Origin of the sequence: Methyloversatilis thermotolerans (assembly GCF_000372885.1) — a bacterium.
In the GTDB taxonomy this organism is placed as follows: Bacteria; Pseudomonadota; Gammaproteobacteria; order Burkholderiales; family Rhodocyclaceae; genus Methyloversatilis; species Methyloversatilis thermotolerans.
Genome location: NZ_KB889967.1, coordinates 406,783 through 419,878, shown reverse-complemented (window position 1 = coordinate 419,878; position 13,096 = coordinate 406,783). Strand labels below are relative to the sequence as shown.

The window sequence follows — 13,096 nt, the reverse complement described above, 5'->3', positions numbered from 1 at the left end:
TCAACGGGACGCCGACGAAGCCGCGAGTTCGGCTTCCAGCAGTCGTGCCAGCGCTTCGTCGTCGAGCGCGTCCAGCGCCTCTGCCGGGCGAGCGGCATCGCGGCTGCGACGCAGCGACGCAATGCGCGCCGATGCCGCAGCGATGGTCGGATGGTTCCACGCCAGCGTCGCATCCAGCGGCGCAGCCAGTGCAAACGCCTGTTCCAGGTCCTGCACCAGCTCGACCGCCATGACCGAATCGACGCCGTAGTCGGCGAACGCGCGATGCGCGTCGATATCCTGCGCAGGCACGCCGAGCTGACGTGCCAGCCAGTCGCGCAACCAGTCGGCCACCTCGCGCGCGCCGTCATCCGCCGCAGCGGCAGCGCGTTGCGTGATGCCGCTGCGGACGGCCGGCGCGGCAAGCGCCTGCCCCTCCGCAAGCCCGACCGAAGGATCGCGCCGCAGCAGCCGGTCGTGTGCGTGCTCCTCGCCCGCCACGTCCGCTTCGATATCACCGATATCTTCGGCATAGGCGTGCACGCGCCGCGCAAGATCGCCGGCATCCGGCATGTCGGCATCGAACGCGGCCCGCGCGGAGCTCATCGCGGCATCCACGCAGGCGTCGAGCCAGGCGCGGGTGACGGCATCGGCGGCCGGACCTGATGCCGCGCGCAGCAGTTGCCAGGCGATGGCGGTCCCCACCGCGCAGCCCGCCTGGCGTGAAGTCGCAGGCTGCAGCGCCGCCCTGTCCGCCAGCTCATGCAGCGCGCCAATGGCACGGCCGTCGGCCACGCTGTGCGCGCACCAGTCGCGCAGCGCTTCCGGCTGGCGCAGCGCACGTGCACCGAGCCAGGCCGCCAGTGTTTCGGTCGGCCCCTCGAATACCCTCAGCACACGTGCGTCGCGCATCATCTGCGGCGCGAGATTCGGCTCGATGTAGCCACGCCCGCCGAGGCATTGCAGCAGGTGGTCGATGGCCTGCCAGTACAGTTCCGGCGCCAGTATCTTGGCCGCCGCGTACAGCTCTTCCGGCAGCGTTTCGCCTGCATCCAGCCGCCCGGCGATGCCGGACACGAATAGCGACAGCGCGTCGGCCATCGCGCACAGCGCAGCCAGCCGTTCGCGGGTGAGCGGCAGATCGAGCAGGCGGCCACCCGCCACCTGACGGCGACCGGCGTAGCGCAGCATGAGCTGGGCGCAGCGCTTGATGCCACCGGTGCAGGCGGCCGCGATCACCAGGCGGCCGTACATCATGGCGTCCTGAGCGACCGCCATGCCTTCGCCCTCGCCACCCAGCATGTCCTGCTCGTCCACCGGCACACCGTCGAGCAGCACGCTGTTCTGCACCATGGCGCGCATGCCCATGGTGAGCGCTTCCGGGCCCTGGCGCAGGCCAGGCCGGCCGCGCGGCACGGCGAAGGCGGTGATGCCGAGCGGATGGCCCTCGCCATCGCACTGACGCACGAATACATTGATCACGCTTGCCCAGGCGGCGGAGCCGCTCCACACCTTGCGTCCGTGCAGGGTCCAGCCCCCCCCCGGCCGCGGGCGGGCCACCGCCTCCATCGCATGCGGATGCGATCCGGCACCCGCCTCGGTCAGCGCGAATGCCGCCAGTTCGCGGCCCCCCGCCAGCAGCGGCAACATGCGTTCGCGCAGCGCCGGCCTGCCATGCTTGAGGATGGGGCGTATGCCCAGCACATTGCTCAAGCCGACGAACAGACCCAGGGTCGAGTCGATGGCGGCAATCTGCTCGATGACACGCAAGGTGTCGCGATGCCCCAGACCCAGGCCGCCCAGTTCAGGCGGCACCTGCAAACCGAGCAGGCCACGGTTGCCGAAGTCGAGCAGCACCGGCGGCGACAGGCTGCGCCGCTCGTCCATCAGGCGGGAATCAATGCCGGGCGCGTAGTCGCGCAACCAGGTGACGAGCGCGTCGGCACGGGCGGAAGACGCCTCGTCAGGCGCCGTCGCAGCAGCATCCGCATGCAGCGCCTGCAGCGCCTGCGCCTCGAACAGTGCCCGGGCGCGCGCGCGCTGCACCTTGCCGCTGGGTGTGCGCGGCAGGCTGCCGCTGCGCAGCAAGCGCACCGCGTGCAACTGCAGGCCGTGAGTTTCGGATACCGCACGGCGGATCGCCGACGCCACGTCGGCCAGCGGCGCGCCATCGCCCCCGCCGCGCACCAGCTCCGCCGCCAGCACCGCGACCTCCTCGCCATCGACCTCCACCGCGAATGCGGCGCAGCCCCCCACCATCACGAGATCATGGGCTGCTTCGGCGGTCGCCTCGATATCCTGCGGCGCATGATTGGCGCCCCGTATCACCAGAACATCGCGCAAGCGGCCGGTCACGAAAAGCTGGTGATCCGCCAGGACTCCCAGGTCGCCGGTGCGCAGCCACGGTCCGTCGCCATCGGCGGTACGCGCCGCGAATGGCCAGTCCGGCATCGCCTCGCCACCCCGGTAACCGGCACACACGCCGGGCCCGCGCAGCCAGATTTCGCCGATGCGATCGGCCGGCAGGCGCGACTTCGTGTCGGGATCGACGATGATGAGTTCGCTGCCATCGGCGGGTACGCCGCAGCCGACCAGCGTGCGCGCCGCATCGCCCCGGGCCGGCCGCACTTCGTGTTCGCGCAACGCGACCGGATCCACTGCGAGCAGGTGCGCCCCCTGCCCGGCCCGCGCAGACGTGGCAAGCAAGGTGGCTTCGGCCAGACCATAGCAAGGCAGGAACGCGTTGCGCCTGAATCCGGCTGGCGCGAATGCATCGGAGAAGCGTTCCAGCGTGCCTGCACGCACCGTTTCCGCACCGCAGAACGCCACCTGCCAGCTCGACAGATCGAGCCGGCGGCGATCCTCGGGCGCGATGCGGCGCAGGCAGTATTCGTAGGCGAAATTCGGCCCGCCGCTGGTAGTGGCCGCGAATTCCTGTATCGCCTCCAGCCAGCGCAGAGGCCTTCGCAGAAAACCGGCCGGCGACATGAGCGTGACCGGAAAACCGGCATACACCGGCTGCAGGATGCCGCCGATCAGCCCCATGTCGTGGAAGGGCGGGAGCCAGATCACACCGCGGCTGTCCGCATCGTGAGCGAAGCGGCGCTCGATCTGCCCGAGGTTGTACATCAGATTGCCGTGGCTCACCTGTACGCCGCGCGGCTCGCGCGTGGAACCCGAGGTGTACTGCAGCAGCGCGATGGCATCGGCCGCCGGCGCATCGGGCAGCGCACACCGAGCGGAGGCCGGCGCGGCGACATCGATCAGAGCGACGCCGCCCGCGGCGAGGGCCGTGACGGCCTGCAGCGCCGCACCGGCGCTCAGTAACGCGGTCGGCGCGGCAGCGCTGACCAGCGTCCGCCAGCGCGCGGCATCGGCACGCCGGCCCGGGGGCTGGACCGGCACCGCGACGCAGCCGGCCAGCATGCAGGCGAAAAAGCCGGCGACGAAATCAGCCCCCGGAGGGCAGGCCAGCACCACCCGATCACCCGGACCAGCGACGCTGGCGAGCGCGCACGCGATCGCCTCTGACCTTTCGGCGAGCGCGCGGTAACTGATCTGCTCGGTGCGGACGTCGCCCAGGAAGGTGAATGCCTCCCGGTCCGGCTGCATGGCCGCGCGCCACCGGAGGAGGCCGGCAAGCGTCTGCGGTCGCCCTCCGACCTGCATCGCCATGGACTGGTGCGCGCTGATTTGCTGCTCCTGCTGAACACGCTGTGGAAAACACCCCCGCGGCCGGCAAGGGCCAACAAGGTGCAAAGAGCGGCCGCGCATTGCCGGCAAGACAGACCAGACCGGGCGGCCGATGACGTCGCGTTGGCGGTCGCGTCCACCAACGTCCTGCTTCAGTTGCGCATGTTATTGCGAACCTTTATCATTCGCAACAAGTTTACACCAGCTGTTTGCAAGGCAGCAGGTCCGGATCGTGGCGGCGGGCGCGCACTGGCGGCGCGTCGCTCCCCACCGCCGGGCTGCCACCCACGATGTGTCACCGGAAAGCCGCCGCATGACGACCCGCCCATTGCAACCCGCCTCGACCGAGGCGCTGCGCGCCGAGCCGGCAGCACTGCTGGCCGAACTTGCAGCGCGCGGCATCCGGCTGTGGCTGGACGGCGACCGGCTGCGCGCCGAGGGGCCGGACGAAGCGCTGACCGACGAGGTGCTCGCCGTGCTGAAGGCGCAGCGCGATGTCCTGGTGCAGGCGCTGCGCCATCCTGCACCACGCATTCCGGCACGCGATCCACAGGCGCCGGCAGCGATGTCCTTCGCCCAGCGCAGGTTGTGGTTCCTCGAACAGATGCCGCAGGAAGCCGGTGTCTACAACGTGCCGCTGGCGGTGCGCATCACCGGCACGCTCGATGTGGACGCGCTGCGCATCGCGCTGCAGGCGGTGATCCACCGGCATGACATCCTGCGCACCCGCTATGTCGCGCAGGGCGACGAAGCGGTGCAGGTGGTCGACGCGCCGGACGCGCTCACGCTGCAGATCCACCCGCTTGCCGGCGACGAAGACGCGCTGCACGCCGCCATCACGGCGGAAGCGGCACGGCCCTTCGACATCGCGCGCGAACATCCGCTGCGCATGCGGCTGCTGCGGTGCGCCGACGATGAGCACGTGCTGTGCCTGACACTGCATCACATCGCATGCGACGGCCAGTCGCTGGATGTGCTGATGCAGGAACTGGGTGCCGGCTATCGCGCCGCCCTGCTCGGCCGCGCAGCCGATCTGCCACCGCTGCCGCTGCAGTACGCCGACTACGCAGCCTGGCAGCGCAGCGAGATGGAGGGCCCTGCGCTGGCGCGTCACGCCGACTACTGGCGCGACAAGCTCGCGCTGCCGCTGCCGGTGGTCGAGCTGCCGACCGACCGGCCGCGCGCCCGGCTGCAGAGCCATGACGGCGCAGTCGTGCACTTCCGTCTGCCGGCCGGCCTGACCGACCGGCTGCGCGCACTCGGCCGCACCCATGGCGCCACGCTGTACATGACCTTGCTTGCGGCATTCAAGGTGCTGCTCGCACGCGTCACCGGCGAGCGCGACATCATCGTCGGCTCGCCGGTGGCGAAGCGCCATCCGGCCGAACTGGAGCCACTGATCGGCCTGTTCGTGAACACGCTGGTGCTGCGCAGCGGCATCCAGCCGTCGCACAGCTTCGAACAGGTGCTGGCCACGGTGCGCCAGACCGTGCTGGAAGCGCTGGATCACCAGGACCTGCCATTCGAGAAGCTGATCGAAATCGTGCAGCCCGAGCGCGATCTCAGCCGCAATCCGCTGTTCCAGGTGAAGTTCCGGCTGGAGAACGCGCCCGCCGAGCGCATGGAGCTGCCCGGACTGACGCTGACGCGCCTGCCGCAGACGGTGATTTCCGCCAAGCTCGACCTGGGCATGGATCTGTACGAAACCGCCGATGGCATCGTCGGCGGCATCGAATACAACGCCAGCCTGTTTTCCGCCGACAGCATGGAAAGACTGGCCGGCCATTTCGCCACGCTGCTGCACGCCATCGCCGATGCGCCACAGTCGCCTGTGGCCACGCTGGCGCTGCTGGCTCCGGCCGAGCGCACGCAGCAGCTCGATCGCTGGAACGACACGCGCAAGCCCTGGCGCAGCGACACCTGCTTCCACCATCTGTTCGAGGAAGCGGTCGAGGCGCACGGCGAGCGCATCGCGGTGGCATTCGCGCATGCCGACGGCCGCACGACCTCGCTCGATTACCGCACGCTGAACCGCCGCGCCAACCAGCTCGCGCACTGGCTGCGTGCGCAGGGCATGGGACCGGAACAGGTGGTCGGCATTTGCATGGACCGTTCGCCGGACATGATGGTGGCGCTGCTGGCCGTGCTGAAGGCCGGCGCCGCCTGGCTGCCGCTCGATGCGCAGTACCCGCAGGAGCGGCTGGCCTACATGCTGGACGACGCGCAAGTGCCGGTGCTGCTGAGCCAGAGCCACATCGCGCTGCCCGCCGTGGCGCACCGGCTGGATGTGGACCGCGACTGGCCGCAGGACCAGCCTGCGCACAATCCGCCGCGCCTGAGCACGCCGCAGCATCTCGCTTACGTGATCTATACATCGGGGTCGACCGGACGTCCCAAGGGCGTGCTGATCGAACACGGCGGGCTGGTGAACCTGACCGAGGACAAGCTTTACAAGTGCGACGTGCGCACCGGCGACTGCGTGCTGCAGTTCTTCTCCTTCAGCTTCGACGCCTGCATCCCGGAAATCATCATGCCGCTCGCGGTCGGCGCACGGCTGCTCATGGCGCCGCAGGCCACGCTGCTGCCCGGCCCGGCGCTGGGCGAACTGCTGCAGCGCCATGCGGTCACCCATGTCACGATGACGCCGTCGGCGCTGGTGGGGCTGCCGGACGGCGACTACCCGGCGCTGCGCATGGTGCTGGTCGGTGGCGAAGCGCCATCGGCCGAACTGATGGCGCAGTGGAGTCGCGGTCGCGCATTCATCAACGCCTACGGCCCGACCGAAACCACGGTCAATGCCAGCATGGTCCATTGCGGCAACGGCCATCCGCTGGCCGCCACGCTGGCACCCAGCGCCAACAAGCAGCTGTATGTGCTGGATGCGCAACTCGAACTGCTGCCGGTGGGTGCGCCGGGCGAACTGTGCATCGCCGGTGTCGGTCTGGCGCGCGGCTATCTGAACCGGCCCGACCTCACCGCACGCCAGTTCGTACCCAATCCCTTCCGCCGCGGCGCCGAAGATTCCGCCTGCCTGTACCGCACCGGTGACCTCGCCTGCCTGCTGCCCGACGGTCGCATCCGTCTGCTCGGACGCATCGACAAGCAGGTGAAGATACGTGGCTTCCGGGTCGAACCGGGCGATGTCGAACACGCACTGGCCGAACATCCGGCGGTACATGCTGCCGTCGTGCTGGCGCTGGACGAGCCGACCGGCGGCAAGCGACTGGCGGCCTGGGCGGTACCCGCGGCGGGCGATCCGCCGTCGCCGGCGCAGATGCGCCAGGCACTGGCGGAACGCCTGCCGCACTTCATGCTGCCCGCCACCTTCCAGTGGCTGGACGCGCTGCCGCTCACCCCCAACGGCAAGATCGATGCCGACGCGCTGGCCGCGCTGGAACGCGCACCGGAACAGCGAGCGGCCGCCGCACCCGAAACCGATGCCGAGCGGCAGGTCGCCGCGGCATTCGCCGCCACGCTGAACCGGTCCGACCTCGGCATTGACGACGACTTCTTCGACGCCGGCGGCCATTCGCTGCTGGCGACGCGGCTCATCGCGCAACTGCTGCCGCACTACCCGCAGGTGGACATCACCGTGGTCGACCTGTTCGAAGCGCCCAGCGTGCGCGCGCTGGCGCGTCGCATCGAGCACCGGCTCAAGCTGGCCCGCCTGGACACGGTCGCGGCCACCGACGGCGAACGCGAGGAAATCGAACTGTGAGCGTGGCAATGAAGTGGCTGCGTCACGACGTGATCGCCGAGCCGCTGATCAACAACTGGTATGCGTGGAGCTATCTGATTCCGCCGCACACCGCAGCGCGCTATCTGACGCATGCGCAGATCGAGGTGATGCAGTCCTTCGTCGATGCGCCGGAGGTGCATGTCGCCGCCTTGCGCGACCCCGACATGTGCGGCGGACCTTTCATCCAGTACGGCGCGGAGCGGGTGCCCGAAATGCGCGATCTGCTGGCGCGCACGCGCAGCGCGCAGCAGCCGCTGATCGCGCTGTCGCGCGCCATCGACGCACTGGAGGCGCTGGTGGCGGCGCATCCGCCCGGCGAGTCGATGGACGCGCTGTACGCGCGCGTACCCGACGCGCTGCGCGGCATGGTCGAACTGGTGGTGGATGGGCGCAACCGCCCGGCCGTGCGCTACAGCGAAGGCCTGTTCTATCGCAGCGCCTGGTACCGGCCGGACAACCAGGGCGTGGCGCTGCGCCGCGTCGCGGACAGCGACCGCCGCGCCTTCGTCATGAGCACGCCGCGCCTGCCGGCCGACATCGACGTCTACCTGCCGCTGCCCTTTGCCGATGCCCGTCTGGACCGCCTGTTCCGCGCGCGGCACGAAGCGGTGGATGTGGATGCGCTGGCGAGCGATCTGGGTCTCGATGCCGCGGCGCGCGAGCGCTTCCATGGTCTGTTCACCGATGAGGCGCCGCGCCCGCTCGCGCGCTACACCGGCCCCGGCGTGCGCGTGCGCTACATGGGTCACGCCTGCGTGCTGGTGGAAAGCGCGCACAGCACGGTGCTGATCGATCCGCTGGTGAGCTACGAACACCCGGACGGCATGGCGCGCTTCAGCTACCACGACCTGCCGCCGCACATCGATTACGCCCTCATCACGCACAACCACCAGGACCACGTGATGCTGGAAACGCTGCTGCAGCTGCGTCACCGCATCGGCCAGGTGGTGGTGCCGTCCGGCCATCGCGGCGCGCTGGTCGACCCGTCGCTGCGGCTGGCGCTTCAGCGCATCGGTTTCGCCAACGTGCGCGAAATCGACCGGCTGGACGAAATCGGTCTGCCGGACGGGCGCATCGTGAGCCTGCCTTTCCTCGGCGAACACGGCGATCTGGACATCGCCAGCAAGACCGCCTGGTGGGTCGAGCTGGCCGGCCGCAGCGTGCTGTGCGCAGCCGATTCCAACAACCTGGACAACGCGCTGTACCGGCACATCGCACGGCTGTTCGGCCCGCTGGACCTGCTGTTCATCGGCATGGAATGCGAAGGCGCGCCCTACACCTGGGCCTACGGGCCGCTGCTGCCGGCGGCGGTGCCGCACCAGCAGGCGCAGGCGCGCCGGCTCAATGGCTCGGACGCGGAACGCGGCATGGCGCTGATCGACTGCCTGCAGCCGCGCGAGGTGTGCGTCTATGCCATGGGGCAGGAACCCTGGCTGAACTACATCACGTCCATCCACTACACGGCGGAATCGCTGGCCATCGTCGAGTCGGACAAGCTGGTGGCCGCCTGCCGTGTGCGGGACCTGTCGGCGCGGCGCGTACTCGGCCGCGCCCAGTTCGATTTCGAGGCGCGCGCACGCGACGCCGCAGCGCGCGACACGGTGCTGCCGCTGCCCGAAGGCTGGGACCGCATCGAACACATCGACGCGCCGGCCGCGCCCGCTCAGCGCGCGCCGACACGCGTGGCCGCAGCCCCCGCCGACGACGGCCTGTCGGCGCTGCTCGATGCGCTGCACGCTGCCGGCATACAGCTTTCAAGCGACGGCAGCACGCTCAAGGTGAATGCCCCGCGCGGCGCGCTGACGCCGGCACTGACCGAACAGGTGAAGGCGCACAAGCCGGCACTGATCGCGCTGCTCACCGGGGCGGCGCAGAAACCGGCCGCGCTGTCGCCGGTGCTGCCCGAGGACGCGCGCCTGCCGGACGACATACGGCCGCCGCAGGGCGCGCTGCCCGGCCGGTTCGATCATGTGCTGCTGACCGGTGCCACCGGTTTCGTCGGCGCCTTCCTGCTGCGCGAACTGCTGCAGCAGACCGACGCGCACATCCACTGCCTGGTGCGCGCGGGCGATGCGCAACAGGGCATGGCGAGGTTGCGCGACGCGCTGGCCGGCTATGGTCTGTGGCAGCACGGATTCGAAAGCCGGCTGTCCATCGTCACCGGCGATCTGGCCGCACCCGGCCTCGGCCTGGAGGCTGCCGCGCGCGAACGGCTGGCCGGCGGGATCGATCTGGTGCTGCACAACGGCGCATGGGTGCATCACCTGATGCCGTACGAACAACTGCGCGCGGCCAATGTCGGCGGCACGATAGAGGTGTTGCGCCTGGCCTGCGAAGGCAAGCCCAAGGCCTTCCATTTCGTGTCCAGCCTGAGCGTGCTGCCGCCGCTGGAACTGGCGGGCGAGCGCCGCTTCACCGAGGACGCGCCGCTCGATCCCGACAGCGTGCCGGCCGGTGGCTACAACCGCAGCAAGTGGATGGCGGAACAGTGCGTGCGGGAAGCCGGGCGACGCGGGCTGGCGGTCACCATCCACCGGCCAGGCCCGGTATCCGGCGACAGCGTGAGCGGCGCCTTCAACCGCAACGACTTCCTGTACCGGCTCATGCAGGGCTATATCCATTCCGCCTGCGCGCCGATCGGCGAAATGCCGCTCGACCTGCTGCCGGTGGACCACCTCGCGCGCGCCATTGTGTGGCTGGCACGCCAGCCGGAGTCGCGCGGCGCCACGCTGCATCTGCTGCACCATGAACCGGCTTCGTCCGACCTGCTGTTCCAGGCCTGCGCGGACGCGGGCCATGCATTGAAGCGCGTGCCTTACGAACAGTGGTACGCACAGTTGCAGCGCATCGCGCAGGACGATCCGGCGCATCCGCTCTATCCGCTGGTGGCGCTGTTTTCGGCGCGCCGGGCGGCGCGGCAGGAGCGGCCGGCGGCACGCCGGGAACTGCCCTACGACACGCGGCGCGCTGACGCCCTGCTGGCGCGCGCGCCCTTCGCGCCGCCGCGCCTGGATCGCGCGCTGTTCGCCACCTATCTGCGCGCCATGCTGGCCGCCGACGCGGAGACCACGGCATGAATGCGCGCACACCGGACATTGCGGCCAACGACGCGGCAGCCGGCGCCGAGGTCGAGCGCTACAGCGACTACGACGACTGGGCCTGGCTGTACGACCAGACCGTGGGCCCGGATTACTGCCTGCCGCAATACCGCTTCCTGCAGCGCACGCTGCTGCCCGGACTGGCGCCCGGCGCCCGGCTGCTCGACCTGTGCTGCGGCAGCGGCCAGCTCATCCGCCCGCTGCTGGCCGACGGCTTCCGCGTCACCGGTCTGGATGGCTCGTCCGCCATGCTGGAGTGTGCGCGTCGCAATGCGCCGGGCGGCGACTATCTGCTGGCCGATGCGCGCAACTTTTCCGCGAGTGAGGCGTTCGATGGCGCGTTCTCGACCAGCGCCTCGCTGAATCACATCGCCAGCGTGGATGAACTGCGCCAGGTATTCGAACGCGTGCACGCAGTGCTGGCACCGGGCGCCCGCTTCGTGTTCGACCTGAATCATCCGGCCCAGATGGAACGCTGGTGGCGCGGCCGCCCGCTGGAAGGCGAATTGCGCCCGCACTTCGCGTGGATGATCACGCCCTTCTACGACGCCACCACGCAGACCGGCTTCTTCCGCGTCGCGATGGCACGCCCGGGCGACGGCATGCCGCTGTCCGGATGGCGCGCCGCTGTCGCGTCGCTGCTGTCGCGTCCGCGCTTCATCGGCCTGCGGCTGGCGCTGATCCGGCGCATCGCGCTCATCGCGCCCGGCTGGCAACGGCAGTCGGTCGACTACGGCGTGCGTGCGCATGCGCTGCCCGAGGTCGAGGCCGCGCTGCGTGCCGCCGGTTTCGGCGATCTGCGCATCGAAACGGTGGAGGGTCACGCGACCGTGGACGAGAACCACTCCGCCCACTTCATCTGCCGCAAGGAGCCCGCATGAACGCGCCCGCCTTCGACAGTGCGCAGGCGCTGCGGCTGCACCTGATCGACGGATACGGTCAGCGCACGCCCGGCTCCAAGCGGCTGGCCGCACAGTACCGGCCGGTTTTCGCGGACAAGAGCTCGATCGGCTTCGCGTTCTCGCCGGAACTGAAGGAAATCAGCTACCCGCTTTCGGTCGAGCGCGCCGACGGCGCCTTCCTGTGGGATGTCGATGGCAATCGCTACACCGACATCCTGATGGGCTTGGGCACCCATCTGTTCGGCCATAACCCGCCCTTCATGCGCGAGGCGATCGCGCGCACGCTGGAGCGCGGCTTCGCCATCGGCCCGCAGAGCCCGCTGGTCGGTGAGCTCGCCACCCTGGTGTGCGAACTGACCGGCATGGAACGCGCCACCTTCAGCAATACCGGCACCGAAGCGGTCATGACAGCGCTGCGCATCGCGCGCTGTGCCACCGGCCGGCGCAAGGTGGTCACCTTCGTCAATTCGTATCACGGCCATTTCGACGGCGCCCTGATGCGCCCGCCGATCAGTGACTACGCGCGCCGCAAGCTGATCGGAAAGCTGCGCGGCAAGCCGCTGACCGGACCGCTGGTGGCACTGCTGGAGCGTCTGGGATCGCGCGGCGCGGTACCGGCGTTCGCCGGCGTGTCCGCCGCCGCCGCGCGCGAAGTGATGGTGCTGGAATACGGCCACCCGCGCTCGCTCGACGTCATACGCGCGCAGTGCAAGGACATCGCCGCGGTGCTGGTCGAGCCGGTGCAGAGCCGCTGCCCGGAGCTGCAGCCGCGCGAATTCCTGCATGCGCTGCGCCAGCTCACCGCCGACACCGGCATCGCGCTGGTGATGGATGAAATGGTGAATGGCTTCCGCGTCGCCGCCGGCGGCGCGCAGGAGTGGTTCGGCGTGCGCGGGGACCTTGCCACCTACAGCAAGATCGCCGGCGGAGGCCTGCCCCTGTCGGTAATCGCCGGCTCGGCCCGCTTCATGGACCGCATCGATGGCGGCGCCTGGCGTTACGGCGACGATTCCGCGCCCGACCGCAACACCACCTTCTTCGCCGGCACCTTCGCCAAGCATCCGCTGTCGCTGGCGACCGCGCATGCGGTGCTGAGCGAAATCCGCGCGCGCGGCCCGGCGCTGTACGACGGCCTGAATGCGCGCACCGAAGCGCTGCTCACCCGCCTGAACACCGGCTGCCGCAGCGCCGGCCTGCCGATCGAGTTCGTGCGCTTCGGCTCCTTCTTCGCCATCGCCGGCAGCCGCAGCCGGCTCGATGCGCAGGCACAGGTACTGCTGTCCTACCTGCTGCTGATGCGCGGCATCCATCTGCGCATCGGCGACCGCGGCGGCTTCCTCAGCACCGCCCATGGCGACGCCGAAGTCGATGCCATCGCCAGCGCCTTCCTCGACAGTCTGGCCGTGCTGCGCGACGCCGGTCTGATCAAGACATCCCCCAACGGAGACACCCCATGAGCACCGACACCCCCGACGACACCGTCTATCGCGTGGTCATCAGCGACGAAGGCCGCTATTCGATCTGGCCGGAATACCGGGAGATACCCTGGGGCTGGCGTGCCGAAGGCACGACCGGCGACCGGCAGGCCTGCCTCGATTACATCGCGCAGGTATGGACCGATATGCGCCCGCTGTCGCTGCGCCGCGCGATGGACGGCGGCGGCGACGCGGCACAGGGCCACTGAA

General features: G+C 69.8%; 6 protein-coding genes. 5 read left to right on the top strand and 1 reads right to left on the bottom strand.

Annotation, left to right across the window (positions count from 1 at the left end; all coding sequences use genetic code 11):
- The gene (locus A3Q7_RS19210; RefSeq protein WP_269745092.1) at nucleotides 1-3,648 is read right to left on the bottom strand and encodes an AMP-binding protein; all 3,648 of its coding nucleotides are present in this window, start codon (nucleotides 3,646-3,648) and stop codon (nucleotides 1-3) included.
- A gap of 337 nt (nucleotides 3,649-3,985) precedes the next feature.
- Between A3Q7_RS19210 and A3Q7_RS0101605 the strand changes: the two genes are divergently transcribed.
- Genes A3Q7_RS0101605 through A3Q7_RS0101585 form a run of 5 tightly spaced genes read left to right on the top strand, consistent with a single transcriptional unit; the run spans nucleotide 3,986 to nucleotide 13,095 of the window.
- Nucleotides 3,986-7,390 (top strand): non-ribosomal peptide synthetase, encoded by a 3,405-nt coding sequence (locus A3Q7_RS0101605; protein WP_077231293.1) that lies wholly within the window; start codon nucleotides 3,986-3,988, stop codon nucleotides 7,388-7,390.
- Between the two features lie 8 nt (nucleotides 7,391-7,398).
- Entirely contained in the window at nucleotides 7,399-10,488 is a 3,090-nt protein-coding gene (locus A3Q7_RS0101600; protein ID WP_018410102.1) for a thioester reductase domain-containing protein, read from the top strand.
- Nucleotides 10,485-11,390, top strand: coding sequence for a class I SAM-dependent methyltransferase (locus A3Q7_RS0101595; protein ID WP_018410101.1), 906 nt, complete (start codon nucleotides 10,485-10,487; stop codon nucleotides 11,388-11,390). The genes A3Q7_RS0101600 and A3Q7_RS0101595 overlap by 4 nt, the downstream gene beginning before the upstream one ends.
- The gene (locus A3Q7_RS0101590) at nucleotides 11,387-12,868 is read left to right on the top strand and encodes an aminotransferase class III-fold pyridoxal phosphate-dependent enzyme (protein ID WP_018410100.1); all 1,482 of its coding nucleotides are present in this window, start codon (nucleotides 11,387-11,389) and stop codon (nucleotides 12,866-12,868) included. The genes A3Q7_RS0101595 and A3Q7_RS0101590 overlap by 4 nt, the downstream gene beginning before the upstream one ends.
- Nucleotides 12,865-13,095, top strand: a complete 231-nt coding sequence (locus A3Q7_RS0101585) for an MbtH family protein (RefSeq protein WP_018410099.1) — start codon at nucleotides 12,865-12,867, stop codon at nucleotides 13,093-13,095. The genes A3Q7_RS0101590 and A3Q7_RS0101585 overlap by 4 nt, the downstream gene beginning before the upstream one ends.
- Nucleotide 13,096: the final 1 nt, after the last annotated feature.